The 23,726-nt window shown below is 64.2% G+C and carries 23 protein-coding genes; 16 read left to right on the forward strand and 7 right to left on the reverse strand.

The genetic code is table 11. The features are described from left to right. Nucleotides 1-61 precede the first annotated feature (61 nt). Nucleotides 62-658 (forward strand): MarC family protein, encoded by a 597-nt coding sequence (locus tag AC3RCM_RS24515; RefSeq protein WP_012053820.1) that lies wholly within the window; start codon nt 62-64, stop codon nt 656-658. Here the strand turns inward: AC3RCM_RS24515 and AC3RCM_RS24520 are convergent. The 7 genes from AC3RCM_RS24520 to cobG form a co-directional block, all read right to left on the reverse strand. Beyond that, nucleotides 655-1,278, reverse strand: a complete 624-nt coding sequence (locus AC3RCM_RS24520; RefSeq protein WP_012053821.1) for a hypothetical protein — start codon at nt 1,276-1,278, stop codon at nt 655-657. The two genes, AC3RCM_RS24515 and AC3RCM_RS24520, sit on opposite strands and share 4 nt — an antisense overlap. After that, nucleotides 1,275-1,964 carry a hypothetical protein gene (locus AC3RCM_RS24525; RefSeq protein ID WP_012053822.1) on the reverse strand — a complete coding sequence of 230 codons (690 nt, stop codon included), beginning with the start codon at nt 1,962-1,964 and terminating at the stop codon, nt 1,275-1,277. Before AC3RCM_RS24525 ends, AC3RCM_RS24520 begins: the two co-directional genes overlap by 4 nt. 59 nt (nt 1,965-2,023) lie before the next feature. After that, nucleotides 2,024-2,704: a hypothetical protein gene (locus tag AC3RCM_RS24530; protein ID WP_012053823.1), complete on the reverse strand. Its 681-nt coding sequence runs from the start codon at nt 2,702-2,704 to the stop codon at nt 2,024-2,026. A 92-nt stretch (nt 2,705-2,796) separates the two neighbouring features. Next, nucleotides 2,797-4,494, reverse strand: coding sequence for a precorrin-3B C(17)-methyltransferase (gene cobJ / locus AC3RCM_RS24535; RefSeq protein ID WP_492629230.1), 1,698 nt, complete (start codon nt 4,492-4,494; stop codon nt 2,797-2,799). Then, entirely contained in the window at nt 4,482-5,213 is a 732-nt protein-coding gene (locus tag AC3RCM_RS24540) for a precorrin-2 C(20)-methyltransferase (RefSeq protein WP_047604704.1), read from the reverse strand. Before AC3RCM_RS24540 ends, cobJ begins: the two co-directional genes overlap by 13 nt. Further along, complete coding sequence (locus AC3RCM_RS24545; protein WP_003249670.1) at nt 5,213-5,839, reverse strand: precorrin-8X methylmutase; 627 nt, start codon at nt 5,837-5,839, stop codon at nt 5,213-5,215. Before AC3RCM_RS24545 ends, AC3RCM_RS24540 begins: the two co-directional genes overlap by 1 nt. Further along, entirely contained in the window at nt 5,832-7,163 is a 1,332-nt protein-coding gene (gene cobG / locus AC3RCM_RS24550) for a precorrin-3B synthase (protein ID WP_081273153.1), read from the reverse strand. The genes AC3RCM_RS24545 and cobG overlap by 8 nt, the downstream gene beginning before the upstream one ends. Nucleotides 7,164-7,406: 243 nt before the next feature. Here cobG and cbiE point away from each other — a divergent pair, with 243 nt between their 5' ends. The 15 genes from cbiE (at nt 7,407) to urtD (ending at nt 23,609) form a co-directional block, all read left to right on the forward strand. Further along, a complete protein-coding gene (gene cbiE / locus AC3RCM_RS24555) occupies nt 7,407-8,618 on the forward strand; it encodes a precorrin-6y C5,15-methyltransferase (decarboxylating) subunit CbiE (RefSeq protein WP_492629231.1) in 1,212 nt (403 codons plus the stop codon). After that, entirely contained in the window at nt 8,611-9,705 is a 1,095-nt protein-coding gene (locus AC3RCM_RS24560; protein ID WP_003249663.1) for a cobalt-precorrin-5B (C(1))-methyltransferase, read from the forward strand. The genes cbiE and AC3RCM_RS24560 overlap by 8 nt, the downstream gene beginning before the upstream one ends. Next, complete coding sequence (locus tag AC3RCM_RS24565; RefSeq protein ID WP_064491157.1) at nt 9,702-10,421, forward strand: cobalt-precorrin-6A reductase; 720 nt, start codon at nt 9,702-9,704, stop codon at nt 10,419-10,421. The genes AC3RCM_RS24560 and AC3RCM_RS24565 overlap by 4 nt, the downstream gene beginning before the upstream one ends. Before the next feature lie 128 nt (nt 10,422-10,549). Beyond that, a complete protein-coding gene (locus AC3RCM_RS24570; protein ID WP_003249659.1) occupies nt 10,550-10,987 on the forward strand; it encodes an NfeD family protein in 438 nt (145 codons plus the stop codon). A 26-nt stretch (nt 10,988-11,013) separates the two neighbouring features. Next, nucleotides 11,014-11,868, forward strand: coding sequence for an SPFH domain-containing protein (locus tag AC3RCM_RS24575; RefSeq protein WP_104887000.1), 855 nt, complete (start codon nt 11,014-11,016; stop codon nt 11,866-11,868). 121 nt (nt 11,869-11,989) lie between these two features. Next, on the forward strand, nt 11,990-12,379 hold the full coding sequence (locus AC3RCM_RS24580; RefSeq protein ID WP_010955443.1) for a DUF2946 domain-containing protein: 390 nt from the start codon (nt 11,990-11,992) through the stop codon (nt 12,377-12,379). A 47-nt stretch (nt 12,380-12,426) separates the two neighbouring features. Then, nucleotides 12,427-12,912, forward strand: a complete 486-nt coding sequence (locus tag AC3RCM_RS24585) for a copper chaperone PCu(A)C (RefSeq protein WP_003249653.1) — start codon at nt 12,427-12,429, stop codon at nt 12,910-12,912. Between the two features lie 22 nt (nt 12,913-12,934). After that, on the forward strand, nt 12,935-13,366 hold the full coding sequence (locus AC3RCM_RS24590; protein WP_014754592.1) for a DUF2946 domain-containing protein: 432 nt from the start codon (nt 12,935-12,937) through the stop codon (nt 13,364-13,366). Between the two features lie 66 nt (nt 13,367-13,432). Then, nucleotides 13,433-15,499, forward strand: coding sequence for a TonB-dependent copper receptor (locus AC3RCM_RS24595; RefSeq protein ID WP_064491158.1), 2,067 nt, complete (start codon nt 13,433-13,435; stop codon nt 15,497-15,499). A gap of 55 nt (nt 15,500-15,554) precedes the next feature. Beyond that, nucleotides 15,555-16,922, forward strand: a complete 1,368-nt coding sequence (locus AC3RCM_RS24600; protein WP_198747892.1) for a PepSY-associated TM helix domain-containing protein — start codon at nt 15,555-15,557, stop codon at nt 16,920-16,922. A gap of 203 nt (nt 16,923-17,125) precedes the next feature. Beyond that, entirely contained in the window at nt 17,126-18,532 is a 1,407-nt protein-coding gene (gene cycA, locus AC3RCM_RS24605) for a D-serine/D-alanine/glycine transporter (RefSeq protein ID WP_104886997.1), read from the forward strand. Nucleotides 18,533-18,782: 250 nt separating this feature from the next. Beyond that, on the forward strand, nt 18,783-20,048 hold the full coding sequence (gene urtA / locus AC3RCM_RS24610; protein WP_003249642.1) for an urea ABC transporter substrate-binding protein: 1,266 nt from the start codon (nt 18,783-18,785) through the stop codon (nt 20,046-20,048). Between the two features lie 140 nt (nt 20,049-20,188). Continuing rightward, nucleotides 20,189-21,676 (forward strand): urea ABC transporter permease subunit UrtB, encoded by a 1,488-nt coding sequence (gene urtB, locus AC3RCM_RS24615; RefSeq protein WP_064491161.1) that lies wholly within the window; start codon nt 20,189-20,191, stop codon nt 21,674-21,676. Continuing rightward, nucleotides 21,676-22,755 (forward strand): urea ABC transporter permease subunit UrtC, encoded by a 1,080-nt coding sequence (urtC, locus tag AC3RCM_RS24620; protein WP_064491162.1) that lies wholly within the window; start codon nt 21,676-21,678, stop codon nt 22,753-22,755. Before urtB ends, urtC begins: the two co-directional genes overlap by 1 nt. Then, nucleotides 22,752-23,609, forward strand: a complete 858-nt coding sequence (urtD, locus tag AC3RCM_RS24625) for an urea ABC transporter ATP-binding protein UrtD (protein ID WP_010955450.1) — start codon at nt 22,752-22,754, stop codon at nt 23,607-23,609. Before urtC ends, urtD begins: the two co-directional genes overlap by 4 nt. Nucleotides 23,610-23,726 lie beyond the last annotated feature (117 nt).

The following is a 23,726-nucleotide window of genomic DNA, read 5'->3' on the forward strand; positions in this document are numbered from 1 at the left end:
TCTTGCAGGAGCGGCCTCGCGACACAAGGCCGCGCCGGCATAAACCCAAGGAACACTGCTCATGCTCCATGAGTTGTTCAGCGTCTACCTGAAAATGCTCGTGCTCTACAGCCCGTTCTTCGTGCTGTCGTGTTTCATCAGCCTGACCCGCGGCCACTCCAGCAAGGAGCGCAAGCAACTGGCCTGGAAGGTCGCGTTCGCAGCCTTGGTCGCCAGCGTGATGCTCTACCTGTTCGGGCGCGCGATCTTCGGAATTTTCGGCATCACCGCCGATGCCTTCCGCATCGGTGCCGGCAGCGTGCTGTTCATTTCGGCCCTGGGCATGGCCCAGGGCAAGCCGGCGGTACAGGCCGACAACGTGCAGCAGGATGTAACCATCGTACCGCTGACCATTCCGCTGACCGTTGGCCCCGGTACCATCGGTGCCCTGCTGGTGATGGGGGTGAGCCAGCCGCACTGGGATGAAAAACTGCTGGCCATCGTCAGCATTGCCCTGGCCAGTTTCACTGTCGGCCTAGTGCTTTACCTGTCCCACGGTATCGAGCGAATCCTGGGCGACCAGGGCCTGCAGATCGTCAGCCGTTTGATGGGGCTGTTCGTCTGTGCCCTGGCGGCGCAGATCATTTTTACAGGGATCAAAGGGTACCTGGTGCCTTAGATGGCATAGTCATGAATGCGCGCCAGGGATACCTTGACGACGCTTTCCTGCACTTTTGGCATTACGCTGTTCTCGAAGGCCAGAATATTGAACCGGACCAGCTCCGCACGCACATTCTTGTAACTGCGCTTGCGGCTGATGAACCCTGCACTGAAAACAGACTGCTTGTCCGTTTCGTGGTAAATCACCATGTCGACACGGTTATTACCGGCCGGCGCACAGGCCAACACTTGAAAGTGCTGCATCTCGAATGCCTTTTTCTCAAGTTCCTTCAGCACCGACGGCTTGGTCAGCAACGCTTGAATGGACACTTTGACCGACGATGCAAAGCTGTCCCCGGCAGTTTTGGACAGGGTCTGCAGCACCTGATCCGTCTGTTGCGTACGCGTCTTGTCCGGCCAATGGATCTGCTCAGCCGTTACCGCATCCCACCCCATGAATTTGAGTTGGTTACGGTAATAAGCGAACCAGTCTTTAATCAGCCCCTCTTTGAAAGCGGCCTCGGTGGCTCTTTCGGCCATTGCCAAGGCCAGCTTCACCTTGTTTTTCTGCGCGGCGTCGACGCCCGGCAAGAACGAAACAATCCCAGCGCCGATCACGGCAGACGTGGCTTCACTCATGATGCTGCTCCTGTAGGTTGTGCGTAAGGGTCGAACCGGTAAACGGCCTGTGCATCCTTGGTTTTCATCAAGGCCTGCAATTCATCACGCTGGCGTTGGAAGCGTCCTTCATCCAATGCCAGGGAAACGCCGTTGAACTCGGCCTCGCCCTCAAGTACTTGTTCGCCCAGAAATGTCTCCAGCGAAACTAGCGAGAGTGGCTTGTCGATTTGCAGCGAGATGCTGCACAAGTCCAGCGCCGGGCCCGGCTTGAGTACGCCAAGTTCGATGACCAGGGTGGAGCACTGCGCCTGATCATGCGCGCAGAAACTCAGCAAGTGCCGGAAGCCTTCAGCAGACTGGCCAAGGCCCGTCTTTATCGCCGCCAGCACGGCCTCATGGCGAAGCGAACGCATCTTCAGCCACGCTTCAAGTGGCTGTATATGCGCGTTGCGCACAGGTCGCCCCAACGGTTTCAGGTCATGAGTACTGGCCAGCTTGATCCAGCCCAGTTGGCGGTAGGCCTCCCGATACGCGGCATACCAGTTTTCATAATTGTCCACGCGTGAACCGGCGTGCTTGTTGGCTACCAACTGCGCGTACAGGACTGAATCGAAAGCGGCCTGGCGTTGTGCCTCGACTGCGCCTGGCGAATACAGCAATGCTGTTCCGCCAATCAACATCAGTTGCTCATCTGCTCTATCCATCGTGTTACCTCGTCACAAAGAACCGAACAAGGCGGCGTTGCGACTACGCCGCCGAGCAATCAGATGTCGTACTCGAGCACGTTCTCGACACTGCGCACGCCGAGTTTGTTTTCTACGGTTTCGCGGACTTTGTCGTAGACAAAGTTATTGAGGGTGAGCACTGCCGTGCCGGCGTAGTAAGCGGACCTGTCCAGCTTCCACTGGATGCCGAGCACATCGTCGTCCAGTGCTGGGGCAGATGCCTGGATGCAGCTCACCACCATGACCACATCGTTTTTTGAGGTTTCAATGCAGGAGGCCAGGCCGACCAGGCCCCTGGCTTTGTTCTTGCGCTTGTGGTGGAGCACCTTGGCGTCGTTTTCGACTGTGGTCATTTTGTCAAACGCCCGCTTTGCCACTTCACCCAGCTTGGTGCCGCCCAGCATCGCATTGCCGACCACACCTATCGCGCGGATGGCCACGGCGCCTACGGTGACGGACAGTTCCACCGAGGTTTCAAGTTCGAAGGTACGGCGTGGGATGGTAAAGCCAAGGTCTCGCATGACATCGATGAATTTGTCGTACCACTCCCGGCTCTGCTTTTCGGCGTCAAAAGCTTTGTCGGCGACCAACGTGGCGAAGTGGAAGGCATTCTTCACATCATGACGGCTTTGCGCAGACATGCCCGCGCCGAAGGCAAGCAGGTTGCCGTCTACCAGGATGGCGGCATCGGTGGTGGTGATTTGGGTTGCATCGGACATTGGAAACTCCTTGATGGTTGCCCCTTGAGTCAAGGGCAATCACCTTAGCCAGCGCGCTGGCCACAAAGCGCGCTGAAGAGTTTCCGACGCAACTAGTTGGCGGTGGGGTACCAACGCGGCGTGTAGGCCCACACCCCACCCGACAGGCGAGGGAATACACAGGTTGTAGAGGAGCCAACCAGAACCATGGTGCGCATATCGACCATTTCCGGCAGCAGCTCGGCCAAGGTGACTACCTTAAGCGTCTGCCCCGGCCTACCGATGTCGCGCCCAAGGACTACAGGCGTGCTCCCCTCGCGGTGGCGACGCACAACTTCCAGGGCCACACCGAGCTGGTGCGGCCTGGCCTTGGAGATCGGGTTGTAGAAGGCCAGCACCAGGTCGGCCTGGGCAGCCAGGTCCAGGCGCTTTTCAATGATCGACCAGGGCTTGAGGTTGTCCGACAGCGACATCACGCAGAAGTCATGCCCCAGCGGTGCACCTGCCTGGGCGGCGGTTGCCAGCGAGGCGGATACCCCCGGCAAGATCTGCAGGTCAACGCGATGCCAAGTGGGGTCGCTGGATTCGTGCAATGCTTCGAGCACCGCAGCGGCCATGGCGAAAACGCCCGGGTCACCTGACGACACCACCACCACCGAACGGCCTTGGGCCGCCAGTTCGAAGGCATGTCGGGCGCGTTGCATCTCTTCGCGGTTGTCGGTGCAGTGCAGCACCTGGTCGCTGCGGAACGGGCCAGCCATGCGCACGTAAGTTTCGTAACCGAGCACATCTTCGGCCTGCGCCAGTTCGGCCTTGACCGCCGGCACCATCAGTTCCGCCGCACCTGGGCCAAGGCCGATGACCGCCAGGCGACCGCGACGGCGGCCGACCTGCGCTACGTCGACCGGGGCAGGCGCCACCGCAACCACGACCTCTTCAAGCGCTATCAACTCAGCATCGGGCACCGCCGCAGCGACCATGCTGGCCACATCGCCAGAGCGGGTGGCGAAGCGCAAGGGAACACCCAGGGCCTGCGCAGCTTCGTGCAACGCGCTGTCGGCCATGGTTCGCTCGTCTGCCAGCACGCAGGCTACCGAGGGCTCGGCGATGCCGGCCTGCTGCAGGGCTGCGCGAATACTGTGCAGATTGCCACCTGCAACGCCCACCACCACCAGGCGCGGGTAGATCAGCAGCTCGTCGCGGTTGGCCGGGCGCGCCTGATGCCCCACATGGATGGTGCGCTGCGCCGCTTCGCTGGCGGGCAACTGCGCCAGCTGCAGCCACGGGGCGTTACCTTCGATGCGCACAGACTCACCCGCCAGCAGGTCGGATACAAAGCGCTTGCCTTGCTCGATGTCGGCCAATGCATAGCCCTGCGGCGGGTTCAGCAGGCAAGTCCCGAAGCGCAGCTCGCCACTGGTGGTGATGGCGGCGGAAACGCCCAGCGCGTCAGCGATTTCGCGCGCCATCACGTTCACCCCACCGAGGCCGCCGAGCAACGGCACTACCGCGCTACCATCTTCGGCCACGGCCAGGACCGGCGGCTCGCTGCCCTTCTCGCTGAGCAGGCTGGCCAGGCTGCGGATGACGATACCCGCGGCGCACAACGCGATGATCGGCGTGTCTTGCTGGTACAACCCGCGCAGGGTATCGCCGAACGACACGTACGACTGGTCCGCACCCTCGACACGCCCCTCGAGGCCATGGATCGCGGCCTGTGGATAACAGGCCTGGATACGCTGCGCCGTCGCCAGGCTGCCCGGGCCGAGAATGACGATGGCTGGTGCCTTGTGCATGTTCAGCCCTGCCATTTTTCCCCCGGCACGATGATCAGCGAGAAGTAGGGCGACGACTGCGGGTCGACCTGGTCCAGCGGCACGATCTTCTGGTTGGCCATGGTCGCCCGTTCCACATACAGCGCACGCCCGTCCAGGCCCAGTTCGGCCAGCACTTCGCGCACCTTGGGGAAGTTGCGCCCAAGTTTCATGATCACCGCTGCATCGGCGTCGGCCAGACGGCGCTTGAGCTCTTCAGCGGGCAACACACCGGACAACACCGAAAGGCTCTGGTTGCGGTACACCAGCGGCGCCCCCAGCACCGAAGCGCCACCGAGCATGGAGCAGACACCGGGGATCACTTCTGCCTCATAGCGCTGTGCCAGGCGGTCATGCAAGTACATGTAGGAGCCATAGAAGAACGGGTCGCCTTCGCAAATCACCGCCACGTCGCGCCCGGCATCCAGGTGCTCGGCCACCTGTACGCTGGCTTCGTCGTAGAAGTCGCTGATCACTTGCTCGTAGGACAGCGGTGCCGGCAGCACTTCGGTGGTGACCGGGTAGACCAGCGGCAGCAGGGTCTGCTCGGGCTGCAGGTGCGCCTCGATAATGCCGAAGGCATTGCCACGCTTGCCCTTGGCCACGAAGTAGCCGACCACCGGCGCCTCACGCAACAGGCGCAGGGCCTTGAGGGTAATCAGTTCAGGATCGCCAGGGCCCACGCCCAGGCCAAGCAGTCGTCCGCGCGGCGCCATCATTCCACCTCCGTGGCCAGGGCGTTGACCGCCGCGGCGGCCATCGCGCTGCCGCCCAGGCGGCCTTGCATGATCACGAACGGCACGCCACGGCTGTCGGCGGCGAGCATGGCCTTGGACTCGGCAGCGCCGACGAAACCGACCGGGAAACCGAGGATCAGCGCCGGCTTGGGCGCACCGGCGTCGAGCATTTCCAACAGGTAGAACAGCGCAGTAGGGGCGTTGCCGATGACCACCACGCTGCCCTCCAGGTAAGGGCGCCACAGTTCCAGGGCTACGGCGGAGCGTGTGTTGCCGGCGTCTTTGGCCAGGCCCGGCACGCTGGGGTCACGCAGGGTGCAGATGACTTTGTTGTCAGCTGGCAAGCGGGCCCGGGTGATCCCTTCGGCCACCATGTGCGCATCGCAGAGGATCGGCGCGCCGTTGAGCAGCGCCTCGCGCCCGGCCCGGCCGGCACCGTCGGAGAACTGCAGGCCATCGATGGCGTCGACCATGCCACAGGCGTGGATCACGCGCACGGCGAGCTTTTCAAGGTCTGCGGGGATCCGCTCGAGTCGGGCTTCCTCGCGGATGATCCGGAAGGAATTGCGATAGATCTCCTGACCATCGCGGATGTAGTCAATCATCAAGGTGCTCCGTCGGCAGGTCGAGCATGGCGCCTGCTTCATTCAAGGTAAGGTCGGTGGCGCGCAGGGCACCGAAACCTGGCTGGCGCGCATCACGCAGGTACAGGTCATAACGGCCCGGCGAACGGGCCAGCAAGGTGGCCGGGGCAACATGGGCCACGGCGCAGGAACGGGGGCAGCCGGACAGGTGCACGCTGGCCGGCACGCCAGGGCCCAGCAGCGCGGCCAGGACAACGGCGTCGGCCTTGGTCTCGGCAAGGGCCTTGGCGCAGCCGCTGGCACCGGTGCAGGCGCTGATACGCGCCAGGGGTTCATGGTCGTGGCACAGCAACCCCAGCGCAGACAGTTCGGCCAGGGCCTGATCGATGTGCTGCGCTTGCAGGTTGGTCAGCACCAGGCTTTGCCAAGGGCTAAGGCGCATGCTGGCATCGCCCAGTTCACGGGCAATACGTGCGGCGCCACGCAGCATCGCGGGGGTCAGGCGGCCTTGCGGCGGGGCAACGCCAAGGGCAACGCCCTGCGCCTGGGGCAACCTGCCCAACCACGAGGCGCGGTGCTGTTCACGCCGCCACGTGAGCACGGCGGCATCGCGGCGGATGTCCAGGCCGAGCCCAGCGACAAAATCAGCTGGCGGGTACACCTCAAGCAGCTGGCGCATGCGCGTCTGCGTCGGGGATGCCAGATAGAGGAAGCGCTCCAGCACGGCGCGCACCAGCATCAGGCCCTGCGCCAGCGGCACCGCACCGAGCGCCTGGCCCTCTGCCGGGCAACCTGCCAGGCCAAACGCCAGCCAGGTCTGCTGATCCAGGTGCAGGGGCGACAGCCACAGGTCATGGGGGTGTTCGAGCATCGCCAGGCGCTCGCCGGCATCCAGCTGCACAGCGAACTTGGCCGACAGCTGGTGAAAGCGCGGGGTGCCTTCCAACAGGTCGAGGATCTGCCCGGCCAGCGGCCGGGCGTCCAGCAGCATGAGCGGGTCATGCCCGGCCAGCGGGCTGAGCATCACGTTGCGCACATCGTCACCCGCGGCATCGCGTGGTCCCAGGCCGGCTGCGAGCAGTGCCTCGACCAAAGCGCGATGCTCGCTGCCAATGCCGCGAATCTGCAGGTTGCCACGGTTGGTGGCCTCGATCACGCCGCCAGCAAAACGCTCCGCCGCCGCCGCCACGGCTTCAGCCTGCTCGGCCAGCAGCAGGCCACCCGGCAGCTTGATGCGGCAGATACCGCCATCACGGGCACTGACAATGCGCCACAACCCCGGGCAGGCCGAGGGGCGGGGCGATACGTGGGGGGCATGGGCCTGCGTCAAAGGGGCATCCGGCAGTCTGTGAAAATGCGCTTGAGTGTAGAAGGCGCGGTATTATGCCTGCTTTGTCCGGCGGCATGAAAAGCCGGTGGTCGAGCATCCTCGGCGATTAAGTAGAATTTCAGGACCGCGTCGCCTTCTTCGCGGGCTCGCCCGCTTCCACAGGATCACTGCAGGCTGCACAGGCTGCCCTGTATCTGTAGGAGCGGGCTTGCCCGCGAAGGGGCGCGAAGCGGCCCCAAAAATGGCGGATCGAAATACATGACACCCTGGCTGACAGTAGTAGGCATCGGCGAAGACGGCTTCAGCGGCCTGGGCAAACAGGCCCGGCGCGCCCTGCTGGGCGCTGGCCGGGTCTTCGGCAGCCCGCGCCAGCTGGCCTTGCTGCCACGTTGCGTGACCGCTGAACAGTTGGCCTGGCCCAGCCCGTTCTCGCTGGCCCCGGTGCTGGCCCTTCGCGGCGAGCCGGTGTGCGTGCTGGCCAGCGGTGACCCTATGTTCTACGGCGTCGGTGCCAGCCTGGCGCGCCAGGTGCCTGCTGCAGAAATGCGCGTGCTGTCGATGCCCTCTTCCTGCGCCCTGGCCGCTGCCCGCCTGGGCTGGCCGCTGCAGGACCTGCAGGTGGTGTCGCTGGTGGCCCGCCCCCTGGCAGCGCTCAATGCCCACTTGTACAGCGGCATGCGCCTGCTGGTGCTGAGCAACGATGGCGACAGCCCGGCGGCAATTGCCGCGCAGCTGCGCGAGCAAGGCTTCGGCCCAAGCCGCCTGCAGGTGTTCGAGCACCTGGGGGGTGTGGACGAACGTGCACTGGCCGGCACCGCCCAGGACTGGCCGCACACCGGTATCGCGGCGCTCAACCTGGTCGCCATCGAATGCCTGGCTACGCCCGATGCGCCCCGCCTGCACCGGCTGGCCGGGCTGCCAGACGCCGCATACCGGCACGATGGCCAGTTGACCAAGCGCGATGTCCGCGCCATCACCCTGGCGCGCCTGGCACCGCAACCCGGCGAACTTTTGTGGGATGTCGGTGCGGGCTGCGGCTCGATCGGCATCGAATGGATGCGCGCCCACCCGGCATGCCGCGCCCTGGCCATCGAGGCCGACGAAGGCCGCCAGGGTTTGATCGAGCATAACCGCGATGCACTGGGTGTACCCGGCCTGCAACTGATTCGCGGCAAGGCGCCAGCGGCGCTGCAAGGCCTGGAACAACCGGATGCAATCTTCATCGGAGGCGGCGTTACCCGCGCAGGTGTACTGGACCTGTGCTGGGCAAGCCTGCGCCCCGGCGGCCGCCTGGTGGCCAACGCCGTCACCCTGCAAAGCGAACTGGCCCTGGCGCACTTTCGCGGACAGCACGGTGGTGAGCTGACCCGCATCCATGTCGCGCATGCCCAGCCCTTGGGTGCGTTCGACACTTGGCGCCAGGCGCTGCCGATCACCCTTCTCGAAGTACTGAAACCCGCCGATGCGTGAAGAAACCCGCGAACAGCCCGCACCTCTGCGCAGCGGCCTTACCACCGGCAGCTGCGCCACCGCCACCAGCCTGGCAGCGGCCAAGCTGCTGCTCACCGGGCAGCGTGACGATGCGGTGGACATCACCCTGCCCAAAGGCAAGGTCGTGCAGATGCGCCTGGAATTCTGCCGCCTGATCGGGGAGTGCGCCGAAGCCGGCACCCTCAAGGATGCGGGTGACGACCCGGACGTGACCCACGGTGCCCTGCTCTATAGCCAGGTGCGCCTGCTGGCGGAACCTGGCATTGGTTTTGTCGCTGGCAGCGGCGTGGGCACGGTGACCCGGCCGGGGCTGGTGCTGGCTGTGGGTGAACCGGCCATCAACCCGGTGCCTCGGCGCATGATCAGTGAACACCTGCAACACCTGGCCGACGCGTGCGGCTACCTTGGCGGCTTCGAGGTCACGGTCAATGTGCAAGGTGGTGAGCAACTGGCCCTGAAAACCATGAACCCGCGTCTGGGCATCCTCGGCGGGCTGTCGATCCTCGGCACCAGCGGCATCGTCCGGCCGTTCTCTTGCGCGGCCTACATTGCCTCGATTCATCAAGGCATCGACGTGGCCCACACCAATGGCTACACGCACATAGCCGCGTGCACCGGCAATGCCAGCGAAGACACTATGCGCCGCGTCTACGGTCTGCCGGAAATCGCCCTGATCGAAATGGGCGATTTCGTCGGCGCGGTGCTCAAGCACCTGCGCAAGGTACCGGTGCCGCGCCTGACCCTGTGCGGCGGCTTCGGCAAGATCAGCAAACTGGCCGCCGGGCACATGGACCTGCACAGCCGTCACTCCAGCATCGACTTGCCGCAACTGGCAGGTTGGGCCGCAGACATTGGCGCTGACGAGGCGTTGCAGGCTGCCATCAGCGGCGCCAACACCAGCCAGCAAGCGCTCGCCCTGGCTCATGCGGCTGGCATTGCCCTGGGTGACGCGGTGTGTGCCCACGCCCTGGCCTTCGCCCGTAGCGTCGTGCCGGCGCAGGTGCACGTGGAAGTGTTCGCCATCGACCGCCAAGGCGGCATCGTCGGCCAGGCGGGTGTGCAATGACGGCGCGCATCCTGTTGCTGGGGGGTGTCACTGAAGCCCTGGCTATCGCCCGCCGGCTCGGGCCTCGACATGTCTACAGCCTGGCCGGTATCGGCCGCGTGCCACAGGGCTTGCAATGCCAGGTACGGGTCGGCGGCTATGGCGGCGTCGAGGGCCTGACCCGTTACCTGCGCGAAGCGGGCATCACCCTGCTGATCGACGCCACCCATCCCTATGCCGCGCAAATCAGCCGCAATGCCGCCAGCGCCGCACGCAACGCCGGCATCCCGTGCTGGGCCTTGCGTCGCCCCGCCTGGCAGGCGCAAGCGGGGGACGACTGGCGTGAAGTCGAGGATTGGGCAGGGTTGATCGAAGCACTGAAGCCGTTCCGCAGGCCACTGTTCACGCTGGGGCGCGAGCCGCTGCAGCACCTGGACGAGATTCCGCCGGAGCAGTTCTGGACCTTGCGTGCGCTGGAGGCGTGCCCTGGCAACGAGCGCTGTGAAGTGATTGGCGCACGTGGGCCGTTCCATATCGAGGATGAGCGAGTGTTGTTCCAGCGCCGCCACATCGATGTGCTGATCAGCAAGAACAGCGGCAGTGTGGCGACCGAGCCGAAGCTGGAAGTGGCGCGGGAGCTTGGCGTGCCGGTGCTTGTCCTGAAACGTCCGACGCTGCCGGAGGTGGACAGGGCATTCGACTCACTGACGGATCTGGCCACAGCGCTCGCCCTTTAAGCGCTGCCCTTTCGCAACACAAAGGCACTCCTACAAGGATTTCAGACTTTTCTTCCAACTAACCCAGTGGCCCGTTGCCGATCTGCTGCCTTAAACTCGACGCCCCTCCCCCGGAAGGTTTCACCCATATGGAAATGCAATGGTGGATCTGGCTGGTCTTCGGCATCGCGCTGATCCTGCTTGAACTGGTCCTGCCAACGTTCTTCATACTCTGGTTCGGCATCGGCGCCGTGCTGGTCTCGCTTATCTCGCTCGCCGCACCCAGCCTGCAACTGGACATGCAGGTCCTGCTGTGGGTACTGCTGTCGTCGGCCACCACCGTGCTGTGGTTCAAAGTGTTCCGACGCAAGCAGCCGGATGTGCGCTGGACCGCCGACAGCGTGATCGGCGAAGTGGGCCTGCTGACCGCTCCCGTGTCGGAGTTCCAGAAAGGCCGCGTACGCTTCCAGAAGCCGATCCTCGGCAACGAAGAATGGACCTGCATCGCCGATAGCCAGATCGCCGCCGGCGAGCGGGTACGCCTGACCGCCATCGAGGGGAACACCGCCCGCGTTATCCGGGCCTGAATCCGCATTAAAAGGAATTTTGCAGCATGACCAGCCTCATCGTCGTCGGCGCCATCGCCCTGTTCGTCCTGATCACCGTGTTCAAGGGGGTGCGCATCGTGCCCCAGGGCGAGGAGTGGATCGTCGAACGCCTGGGTCGCTACCACAGCACCCTCAAGCCGGGCCTGAACATTGTCATCCCCTACATGGACGTGGTCGCCTACCGCCTGCCGACCAAGGACATCATCCTCGATGTGCAGCAGCAGGAAATCATCACCAAGGACAACGCGGTAATCGTCGCCAACGCCCTGTGTTTCGCCAAGGTAGTCGACCCGCAGAAAGCCTCGTATGGCGTGCAGGACTTCTCGTTCGCCGTCACCAGCCTGACCATGACCTCGCTGCGCGCCATCGTCGGTGCAATGGACCTCGACGAGGCGCTGTCCAGCCGCGAGCAGATCAAGGCCCGCCTGCGCGATGCAATGTCCGAGCAGACCGAAGACTGGGGCGTGACGGTGCGCTCGGTGGAGATTCAAGACATCAAACCTTCGGAAAACATGCAACTGGCCATGGAACGCCAGGCCGCGGCCGAACGTGAGCGCAAGGCCGACGTTACCCGCGCCGAAGGGGCCAAGCAGGCGGCGATCCTCGAAGCAGAGGCGCGCCTGCAGGCGGCCAGGCTGGATGCCGAGGCACAGATCAGCCTGGCCGAGGCATCGGCGCGGGCGATTTCGCTGGTGAAGGAAGCGGTGGGCAACGAGACCGTACCGGCCATGTACCTGCTGGGCGAGCGCTATGTGGGCGCGATGGAGAACCTGGCGGGCAGCAGCAATGCCAAGGTGGTGGTGTTACCCGCGGATCTGCAGGAGACCGTGCGTGGTTTGATGGGGCGTGGCAAGGTTTGAGCATGCCAGGGGCTGCTGCGCAGCCCCGATACCCGGCCCCTGCGTCACTTCACCGCACCCCGGCATTTTTACCTATACTCCGCCGTACAATAGCCACCACGATTCCTGACCGGATCTCTCCATGCCCCCACGTCGGCACATTGCCTGGATAGCCTGCCTTGCAGTGCTGTTCAACCTGCTGGCCATGCCGCTGTCTTCTGCTGCGCCCAAGGGCACGGCCGAGCAGCTGCTGTGGGGGGCTTTCTGTTCCAGCATGGCCAACAAGGCCAACGTCGACGTTCAGGCCCTGGCCAAGATCGACCTCGGCCCGCAAAGTGACGACAGCGTCGGCATGATGAACTGCTGGTGCTGCTCCGGTGCTGTGCCGCTGCTGGCCCTGCCCGGCTACCCGCCACAGTTGCACAACCCGCCGACACTGCTCAGCGGGCTGCTGCCGCCACCTGCCAAGTACACACCCACGCCCCGCCAGCTCTGGCCTGGGCTAAACCCTCGTGCCTCTCCACTAGCCTGAGTTCATCATGCTGTCTGCCTGAACCAGAACGGAAACGGAGATTCACCATGCTCAAGCACGCCCTCGTCATGGCCGCCCTGCTGCTGCCTGGCGCCTTTGCCAATGCCCACGAATACAGCGTGGGTGACCTGCACATTGCCCACCCGTGGTCGCTGCAGTTGCCACCCAACGCGCCTAACGTCGCCGCGTATTTCGTGGTACACAACAATGGCCAGGCTGATGACCGCCTGCTCAGCGTCGACAGCCCCATCAGCGATGACGCGCAACTGCACGAGCATGCCATGAGCGCCACTGGCGCCATGAAGATGCAACAGGTGCCCAGCGTGGTAGTGCCTGCCGGCAAGGACCTGACCTTCGCCCCTGGCGCCTACCACGTGATGCTGATGCAGCCCAAGGACCGCAGCCTGCTCAGCGACGGCAAACGCTTCCCGTTGACCCTGCACTTCGAAAAGGCCGGCGACATCACCGTCGAAGTGGCCGTGCAGAAGCAGGCGCCTGCGGACCAGCCGCAAGCCCACGAACACGCGCACTGATACCTGCTGACAGGCACGCGCCATGAGCCTGCCGCGCCACAGCATCGGCCGTACCACCCGCCCTGACCTCAGGCGCGCCGGTGGCGGATGGCTGAGCCTGTTCGCCATGTGGATGATCTTCATCGGCCCGCTGATTTCCCAGTCGATGCCGATGGACCACCACGCGGGCATGAACATGCCGATGGACATGCCGATGGCGGCTGCCCATCAGCATGGCGGCGACGCCCATCACGGCCACGGCGGCGATGGCCAGTTGCATGTGATGTGGGAAAAGTGCGGTTACTGCAGCCTGTTGTTCAACTGCCCGGCCCTGCCCCAGGCCCTCAGCCCGCTCAGCGCCGGCAGCATCGTCCCCACCACCCACCTGCTTGCGCCAACGCACCAGGGCCATGCCCGGCAGGCTGTATTCCCTGGTGCGCGCAGCCGCGCCCCGCCTTCTTCGATCAACGTCTGAAACCACATCTTGCGCACGAAGCCAGGAGGCTTCGCGCTGACTCATGACTGATCGACTGGAATCATTATGTCAGGCTGCACCCCTGTTTTTGCCTTGTCCCTGCGTGGGACCATCGCCGCCCTGTGCGGCTCGCTGCTCGCGCCCATGGCCCTGGCCGCCGACCCTGGCCATGAAGACCATGTGCACGACGCACCCGAGTTGAGCCCGACGGTGATCACCGCCGTGGCCCCGAGTTCGCCGCTGACTGTGGTCACCAACCCGAAAGACCCGCGCCAGCCAGTGCCGGCCAGCGACGGCGCCGACTACCTGAAGACCATCCCCGGCTTCTCGGCAATCCGTGCTGGCGGTACCAACGGCGACCCGGTATTGCGCGGCATGTTCGGCTCGCGCCTGAACATCCTCACCAACGGCGGCTTGATGCTTGGAGCATGCCCCAATCGCATGGACGCGCCCACGTCCTATATCTCGCCAGAAACCTACGACCGCCTGACCGTGATCAAAGGCCCGCAGAGCGTCATCTGGGGGCCCGGCGGCTCGGCCGGCACCATCCTCTTCGAGCGCGAACCGGAGAAATTCGGCACCCTCGGCAGCCGCGTCAACGCAAGCCTGCTGGCCGGCTCCAACGGCCGCTTCGACAAGGTGCTGGATGCCGCGGCCGGCAACAGTCAGGGCTATGCCCGCTTCGTCGGCAACCAGTCACGCTCGGACGACTACCACGACGGCAACGACAACACCGTGCCGTCGCGCTGGGAAAAGTGGAACGGTGATGTCGCCCTCGGCTGGACACCCGACCAGGACACCTTGCTGGAACTGACTGCCGGCAAGGGTGACGGCGAAGCCCGCTACGCCGGGCGCGGCATGGACGGCTCGCAGTTCAAGCGCGAAAGCCTGGGCCTGCGCTTTGAAAAGTCCAACCTCGGCGAGGTGCTCGACAAGGTCGAGGCGCAGGTCTACTACAACTACGCCGACCATGTGATGGACAACTACAGCCTGCGCACGCCGTCGGGTAGCGGCATGATGGGCATGCCGATGGTCAGCAACGTCGACCGCCGCACCATGGGTGCACGCATCAAAGCCACCTGGCGCTGGGCCGACGTGCAGCTGATCAGCGGGATTGACGCGCAAACCAACGAACATCGCCAGCGTGGCGGTATGGGTGTGGACGCACACAAGGGCCAGGCCTGGACCAAGGACGCCGACTTCCACAACTACGGCGCCTTCAGCGAACTGACCTGGTACGTCAGCGGTGAGGACCGCTTGATTACCGGCGCCCGCCTGGACCGCGCCTCGGCGCGTGACTTCCGCAAAACCAGCGCCACCGAAGGCGACACCCGTGCCGACACCTTGCCGAGCGGTTTCATCCGCTACGAGCACGACCTGGCAGCCATCCCGGCCACCACCTACATCGGCCTCGGCCACGCCCAGCGCTTCCCCGACTACTGGGAGCTGTTCTCACCCAAGCTGGCATCCGCCGGGGCAGCCAACGCCTTCGACGGCATCAAGCCAGAGAAAACCACCCAGCTCGACTTCGGCATCCAGTACCGCACCGAGCGCCTGGAGGCCTGGGCTTCGGGCTATGTCGGGCAGATTCGCGACTACATCCTGTTCGACTACCGCACCGGCATGATGGGCATGAGCACCTCCCAGGCGCAGAACATCGACGCCCGCATCATGGGCGGCGAACTGGGCGCCGCCTACCAGCTGACTAACAACTGGAAGGCCGACGCTACACTTGCCTACGCTTGGGGCAAGAACAGCAGTGACGGCAAGGCGCTACCTCAAATGCCTCCCCTGGAAAGCCGCCTGGGCCTGACCTACAGCCGCGACGTGTGGAGCGTCGGCGCACTGTGGCGGCTGGTGGCGGCGCAGAACCGCATTGCCGAAAACCAAGGGAACGTCGTCGGCAAGGACTACGACAAGAGCGCCGGCTTCGGCGTGTTCTCCCTGAACGGCGCCTACAAGGTGAACAACAACCTCAAGCTCAGCGCAGGGGTCGACAACCTGTTCGACAAAACCTACGCCGAGCACTTGAACCTGGCCGGGAACGCCGGGTTCGGCTACCCGGCTACAGATCCACAACCGGTCAACGAGCCAGGCAGGACCTTCTGGACCAAGGTCGACTTCAGCTTCTGACAACAACGGGCGCAGCTTCGGTTGCGCCCTTCAGCTGGTCAAAAAGGAGGTTCCCATGAGAGGAACACGCGTCTCTTTCTATAACCTGGCCTGGCGTTGGCATTTTTATGCGGGGCTGTTCGTGGCCCCATTCATGATCCTGTTGGCAATCACCGGGATCATCTACTTGTTCAAGCCCCAGCTCGACCCGCTGCTGTACCGCGACCTGATGGTGGTCGAGGCCGGCCAGCACCGGCAGGGTGCAGACACGATGCTGGCTGAAGTGCGCCAGGCCTACCCAAAGGGCCACATCGCCCAGTACTTGCCGCCACTGAACGCCGAGCGCAGTGCGCAGTTCGTGGTGCATGACGGCGGGCGCGAACTGAACGTGTTCGTCGACCCATACAGCGGCAAGGTCCTCGGCGAACAGGACGGCAAGCAGAACCTGCAGGCCATCGCCCGCGCCCTGCATGGCGAGCTGATGGTCGGCACGGTCGGTGACCGGCTGGTGGAACTGGCAGCGGGCTGGGGCATCGTGCTGGTGGTATCGGGCCTGTACCTGTGGTGGCCGCGCGGGCGCAGTGGCGCTGGCGTGCTTTGGCCGCGGCTGTCGGCGCGCGGCCGGCTGTTCTGGCGAGACCTGCACGCGGTAACCGGTTTCTGGGGTTCGGCCTTGCTGTTGTTGATGCTGGTCAGCGGCATGACCTGGACCGGCTTGTGGGGCAAGCAGTACGCTGATTTGTGGAACCGCTTCCCGGCAGCCATGTGGAACGACGTGCCCAAGTCGGACCAGCAGGCGCGTGAGTTGAACAGCGCACACCGCCAGACCGTGCCCTGGGCCATGGAAAACACGCCGATGCCACAGTCCGGTGCACACGCCGAGCACGCCGGGCACCACATGATGTCGGACATGCCCGCAGCGCCCCAGGTGAGCGTGCAGCAGGTCGAAGACATTGCCACTTCGCGTCAGGTCGAGCCGGGCTACAGCATTACCCTGCCCACCACTGCCGACGGGGTGTTCACCATTGCCGTGTTCGCCGACAACCCGCGCAACGACGCCACCCTGCATGTCGACCAATACACCGGCAAGGTTCTGGCCGATGTGCGCTGGCACGACTACAGCCCGGTCGCCCGCGCCACCGAGCTGGGCGTGATGCTGCACGAAGGCAAGATGTTCGGGGCGCTGAACCAGATCATCATCCTGCTGGTGTGCCTGATGATTCTGCTGGGGTCGGTGAGCGGGCTGGTGATGTGGTGGAAGCGCCGGCCTGAAGGCGGCCTGGGCGTACCGCCTCTGCGTCATGACCTGCCACGCTGGAAGGCGGCGGTGGCCGTGATGCTGGTGCTGGGGGTGATGTTCCCGCTGGTGGGGGTGTCGATGGTGGTGATGTGGGGGGTGGATAGTTTGGTGGTGAGGCGCCGCCGGGTCTTGGCCAGCGCTTGAGCCTTGTGTTGCCTGTGCTGGCCTTTTCGCGGGTAAACCCGCTCCTACAGGGGACCGTGTTCCTTTGTAGGAGCGGGTTTACCCGCGAAGAGGCCGGTACAGGCGAAATGCTGAGCCGAAAATGCAGAGTCGATCTGTCGCGCCCCGATCTGGAACGCGCGTGTTAGCCTAGCCGGCTACCTCTGACAAGAAGACTGCAGCCTATGACGCAAACCTCACCCATAGCGACAGATGAACCGCACCTGCAACGCAACCTGACCAACCGCCACATCCAGCTGATCGCCATCGGCGGCGCGATCGGTACCGGTCTGTTCATGGGCTCAGGCAAGACCATCAGCCTGGCCGGGCCATCGATCATCTTCGTCTACATGATTATCGGCTTCATGCTGTTCTTCGTCATGCGCGCCATGGGCGAACTGCTGCTGTCGAACCTGAACTACAAATCGTTCATCGACTTTTCCGCCGACCTGCTCGGCCCCTGGGCCGGCTACTTTACTGGCTGGACCTACTGGTTCTGCTGGGTGGTCACCGGCATTGCCGACGTGGTCGCGATCGCCGCCTACACCCAGTTCTGGTTCCCCGACCTGCCGCAGTGGATACCGGCGCTGACCTGCGTAGGGCTGCTGCTGTCGCTGAACCTGGTCACCGTGAAAATGTTCGGCGAAATGGAGTTCTGGTTCGCCCTGGTCAAGATCGTTGCCATCCTCGGCCTGGTCGCTACCGGCCTGTACATGGTCATCACCGGCTTCACCTCGCCCAGCGGGCGCACCGCCCAGCTGGCCAACCTGTGGAATGACGGCGGCATGTTTCCCAATGGCCTGATGGGCTTCTTCGCCGGTTTCCAGATCGCCGTGTTCGCCTTCGTCGGCATCGAGCTGGTGGGTACCACCGCCGCCGAAGCGAAGAACCCGGAACGCACCCTGCCGCGGGCGATCAACTCGATCCCGGTCCGTATCATCGTGTTCTATGTGCTGGCGCTGATCGCGATCATGGCCGTGACCCCGTGGCGCGATGTGGTGCCCGGCAAAAGCCCGTTCGTTGAGTTGTTCGTGCTGGCAGGCCTGCCGGCGGCGGCCAGCATCATCAACTTCGTGGTGCTGACCTCGGCGGCTTCGTCGGCCAACAGCGGCGTGTTCTCCACCAGCCGCATGCTCTACGGCCTGTCGCAGGAAGGTGACGCGCCCAAGGCCTTCGAGAAGCTGTCCAGCCGTTCGGTGCCGGCCAACGGCCTGTACTTCTCGTGTACCTGCCTGTTGCTCGGTGCGGTGCTGATCTACCTGGTGCCAAACGTGGTCGAGGCATTCACCTTGGTCACCACCGTGTCGGCGGTACTGTTCATGTTCGTGTGGACGCTGATCCTGCTGTCATACCTGAAGTACCGCAAAGACCGCGCGGCGCTGCATCAGGCGTCGAACTACAAGATGCCGGGCGGGCGCTTCATGTGCTACGTGTGCCTGTCGTTCTTTGCGTTCATCCTGGTGTTGCTGAGCCTGGAGGCGGATACGCGTTCAGCGCTGGTGGTAACGCCGATCTGGTTTGTCGTGCTGGCGGTGACCTACCAGCTCGTACGCAGCAGGCGCCATCCCCGCACGGCTGTGCATAACGGCTGATCGCCTCGGGGGCTGTTCCCACGAAGGCAACGGTGTACGCCGTCCGCTGTGGGAACAGCCTTGTGTCGCGATGGGCCGCACCGCGGCCCCAATCCTGTGCACACAAATCCATCAGGCACCAACCTGGATCCAACCAACGCCCCAACACCTCGCACAACCCCTCTAAACCGTACCTTTCGCCACTAGGCACAGCCCTTGCAACGCCCTCCCCGCTTGCCCAACACCATAAAAAACTCAGCGGAGAGAGCACATGAAGCGTCGCAGTCTGATCAAGGCCCTTACCCTCAGCGCATCGATCGCGGCGATGGGCCTGAGCTGGAGTATCCAGGCCGCCGAGACCATCAAGGTCGGTATCCTGCATTCGCTTTCCGGGACCATGGCCATTTCCGAGACATCGCTCAAGGACATGGCGCTGATGACCATCGAGCAGATCAACGCCAAGGGTGGCGTGAACGGCAAGATGCTGGAACCGGTGGTGGTCGACCCGGCGTCCAACTGGCCGCTGTTCGCTGAAAAGAGCCGTCAACTGCTGACCCAGGACAAAGTGGCCGTGGTGTTCGGCTGCTGGACATCCGTGTCGCGCAAGTCTGTTCTGCCGGTGTTCGAAGAACTCAACGGCCTGCTGTTCTACCCGGTGCAGTATGAGGGCGAAGAGATGTCGCCGAACGTGTTCTACACAGGCGCCGCCCCGAACCAGCAAGCCATCCCGGCCGTGGAATACCTGATGAGCGAGGACGGCGGCAGCGCCAAGCGCTTCTTCCTGTTGGGCACCGACTACGTCTACCCGCGCACCACCAACAAGATCCTGCGCGCATTCCTGCACAGCAAAGGCGTGGCCGACAAGGACATCGAAGAGGTGTACACGCCGTTTGGCCACGCTGATTACCAGACCATTGTCGCCAGCATCAAAAAGTTCTCCGCCGGCGGCAAGACCGCGGTCATTTCCACAGTCAATGGTGACTCCAACGTGCCCTTCTACAAGGAACTGGCCAACCAGGGCCTGAAGGCCACCGACGTGCCGGTGGTGGCCTTCTCGGTGGGCGAGGAGGAACTGCGCGGCATCGACACCAAACCGCTGGTAGGCCACCTGGCGGCATGGAACTACTTCGAATCGGTGGATAACCCGGTCAACCAGAAATTCGTCGCCGACTGGAAGGCCTACGCCAAGGCCAAGGGCCTGCCGGGTGCCGACAAGGCCGTGACCAACGACCCCATGGAAGCCACCTATGTAGGCATCCACATGTGGGCACAAGCGGTGGAGAAAGCCAAGTCCACCGACGTCGACAAGGTCCGCGAAGCACTGGCCGGGCAGAGCTTCGAAGCACCGTCGGGCTTCACCCTGACCATGGACAAGACCAACCACCACCTGCACAAGCCGGTGATGATCGGCGAGATTCAGGATGACGGGCAGTTCAGCGTGGTGTGGGAAACCGAGCAGCCACTGCGGGCGCAGCCATGGAGCCCGTTCATTCCGGGCAATGACAAGCGGCCAGATTACGCCGTGAAAGGTAACTGAGTGCATGGGGCTGCTTTGCAGCCCATTCGCGGGTGAACCCGCTCCTACAAGGACCGCACAGGTTTCAAACCTTGCACCGTCTCTGTGTAGGAGCGGGTTTACCCGCGAAGAATCCAACACCGATTTCCAGGATTGCCCGCATGCTCAGACTCCTGCTCACCCTCCTGCTGCTAATCCCCCTGGCAACCCACGCCAGCGAGGGCGAATTCTTTCTCACCGCCAAGCCCGCCGAGCAGGCCGGCCTGCTCGAAGGCTGGGCAGCACAACCCGATGCCGCGCGCCTGCCACTGCTGGAAAACCTGCGCCAAGGCCGCATCGCCACCGATGACACGCGCAAGGTGCGCCTGAACAACCGCCTGCGCGGCCTGATCGACAACGCCCTGGCCAGCCACCAGTTGCTCAGCGACAACAGCGAAACCCGCCTGGCCGCAGCCCAGCAACTACAGAAAAGCGCACAACCCGCGCAAATGGCCTTCCTCGACCGGCGCTTCGCCGCCGAGCCGGACGCCGCCGTACAGGCCGCCCTCGGTCTGGCCCTGGCCAACCTGCAGCTGGGCGCCAGCGAGCCTGCGGTACGCCTGGCCGCCGTGCGCCTGCTGGGTGAAACCGGCGACCCGCTGGCCCGCACCCGCCTCGAAGCCCTGCTGCAGCCCGATGCAGAACTAGACCCGGGCGTGCGCACAGCCGCCGAAACGAGCCTGGCCCAGGTCAAACGCAAACTGCTGGTAGGCGAACTGCTCGGCCAGGCCTTCAGCGGCCTGTCGCTGGGTTCGGTCCTGCTGCTGGCAGCGCTGGGCCTTGCGATCACCTTCGGCCTGCTCGGGGTGATCAACATGGCCCATGGCGAGATGTTGATGCTCGGCGCCTACAGCACCTACATGGTCCAGGTACTGCTGCAGCGCTTCGCCCCAGGCGCCATCGAGTTCTACCCGCTGATTGCCCTGCCGGTGGCCTTCGCCGTCAGTGCCGGGGTAGGCATGGCGCTGGAGCGCACGGTGATCCGCCACCTGTACGGCCGCCCACTGGAAACCCTGCTGGCCACCTGGGGCATCAGCCTGATCCTGATCCAGGCCATCCGCCTGCTGTTCGGCGCGCAGAACGTCGAGGTGAGCAACCCGGCCTGGCTGTCCGGCGGCATCCAGCTGCTGCCCAACCTGGTGCTGCCATACAACCGCCTGGTCATCATCGGCTTCGCCCTGGCCGTGGTGCTGCTCACCTGGCTGCTGCTCAACCGTACCCGGTTGGGTCTGAACGTGCGCGCAGTCACCCAGAACCGCAACATGGCCGCCTGCTGCGGCGTGTCCACCGGGCGCGTCGACATGCTCGCCTTTGGCCTTGGCTCGGGCATCGCCGGGCTCGGTGGCGTGGCTTTAAGCCAGGTGGGCAATGTCGGCCCGGACCTGGGCCAAAGCTACATCATCGATTCGTTCCTGGTGGTGGTACTCGGCGGCGTCGGGCAGCTGGCCGGTAGCCTCTGGGCCGCGTTCGGCCTGGGCATCGCCAACAAGCTGCTGGAGCCGCAGATCGGTGCCGTACTCGGCAAGATCCTCATCCTTGCGTTGATCATTCTGTTCATCCAGAAACGCCCGCAAGGCCTGTTCGCCCTCAAGGGACGGGTAATCGACTGATGAACCAGCCACTGCTTGTCACTGCTACGCAAAAGGCCGGCCCACGCCTGACCCTTGCCATCGGTGCCGTCGTCGTCCTGCTGCTGGTGGCTTTGCCACTGTGCTCACTGCTGCCGGCAGATCATGCCCTGCACGTGTCGGCCTACACCCTGACCCTGGTCGGCAAGATTCTCTGTTACGCCATCGTCGCCCTGGCCCTGGACCTGGTCTGGGGCTATGCCGGGCTGTTGTCCCTGGGCCATGGCCTGTTCTTCGCCCTGGGCGGCTATGCCATGGGCATGTACCTGATGCGGCAGGCCGCCGGCGACGGCCTGCCCGGGTTCATGACCTTCCTGTCGTGGACCGAGCTGCCCTGGTACTGGGCCGGTACCCAGCATTTCGCCTGGGCCCTGTGCCTGGTGGTGCTGGCGCCCGGGCTGCTGGCGCTGGTGTTCGGCTGGTTCGCTTTCCGCTCGCGGATCAAGGGCGTGTACTTCTCGATCATGACCCAGGCCCTGACCTTTGCCGGCATGCTGCTGTTCTTCCGCAACGAAACCGGCTTCGGCGGCAACAACGGCTTCACCAGCTTCCGCACCATCCTCGGCTTCGACATTGCAGCCCAGGGCACCCGCGCGGTGTTGTTCCTGCTGACCGTGGGCCTGCTGCTGGCCAGCCTGTACCTGTGCTGGCGCCTGACCCGCAGCAAGTTCGGCCGCCTGCTCACCGCCGTGCGTGACGCTGAAAACCGCATGATGTTCTGTGGCTACGACCCGCGCGGCTTCAAGCTGCTGGTGTGGGTACTGAGCGCCGTGCTGTGCGGCCTGGCCGGTGCGCTGTACGTGCCGCAGGTGGGCATCATCAACCCCAGCGAGATGTCGCCGACCAACTCGATCGAAGCCGCCGTCTGGGTAGCCTTGGGCGGGCGCGGCACGCTGATCGGCCCGCTGCTCGGTGCCGGCCTGGTCAACGGCATGAAAAGCTGGTTCACCGTGGCCTTCCCCGAGTTCTGGCTGTTCTTCCTCGGCGCGTTGTTCATCCTCGTTACCCTGTACCTGCCCAAGGGCGTGGTCGGCCTGTTGAAGAAAAGGAGCCAGCCATGAGAGGCGTGCCCCCAGTCCACCCGGAATTCATGCTGGAACCGGTATTCGACAACCTCGGTGCCGGGCGCGATGCCATCGGCCTGGGCCAAAGCCGCAAGGCCGGCCTGGATACCCGCCACGGTACGGTGCTGAGCCTTGAAGACATCAGCGTCAGCTTCGATGGTTTCAAGGCGCTCAACACGCTGAACCTGTACATCGGGGTGGGCGAGCTGCGCTGCATCATCGGCCCCAACGGCGCCGGCAAGACCACGATGATGGACGTAATCACCGGCAAGACCCGCCCCGACAGCGGCACGGCTTACTTCGGCGATACCCTCGACCTGACCCGCATGAGCGAATACCAGATCGCCCAGGCCGGCATTGGCCGCAAGTTCCAGAAGCCCACAGTGTTCGAAGCGCTGACCGTGTTCGAGAACCTGGAGCTGGCGCTGAAGACCGACAAGTCGGTGTGGGCCAGCCTGGCCGCGCGCCTGAGCGGTGACCAGCGCCAGCGCATCGAGGACGTGCTGACCACCTTGCGCCTGCTGCCGCTGGCCCAGCGCCAGGCCGGCTTGCTGTCCCATGGGCAGAAGCAGTTTCTGGAGATCGGCATGCTGCTGGTGCAGGAGCCGCAGCTGCTGCTGCTGGATGAACCGGTGGCCGGCATGACTGATGCCGAGACCGAGTTTACCGCCGAGCTGTTCAAGGGCCTGGCCGGCAAGCATTCGCTGATGGTGGTGGAACATGACATGGGCTTCGTCGGCAGCATTGCCGACCATGTGACCGTGCTGCACCAGGGGAGCGTGCTGGCGGAAGGCTCGCTGGAGCAGGTGCAGGCAGATGAGCGGGTGGTCGAGGTGTACCTGGGCCGCTGACCGGATTTGAATTTTTGGCGCCTGTGCCGGCCTCTTCGCGGGTAAACCCGTTCCTACAGTGGGCGTAATGCCATGGGGCGGTTCCCGTCGTAGGAGCGGGCTTGCCCGCGAAGAGGC

The organism is Pseudomonas sp. GW823-FHT05G12, assembly GCF_058795575.1.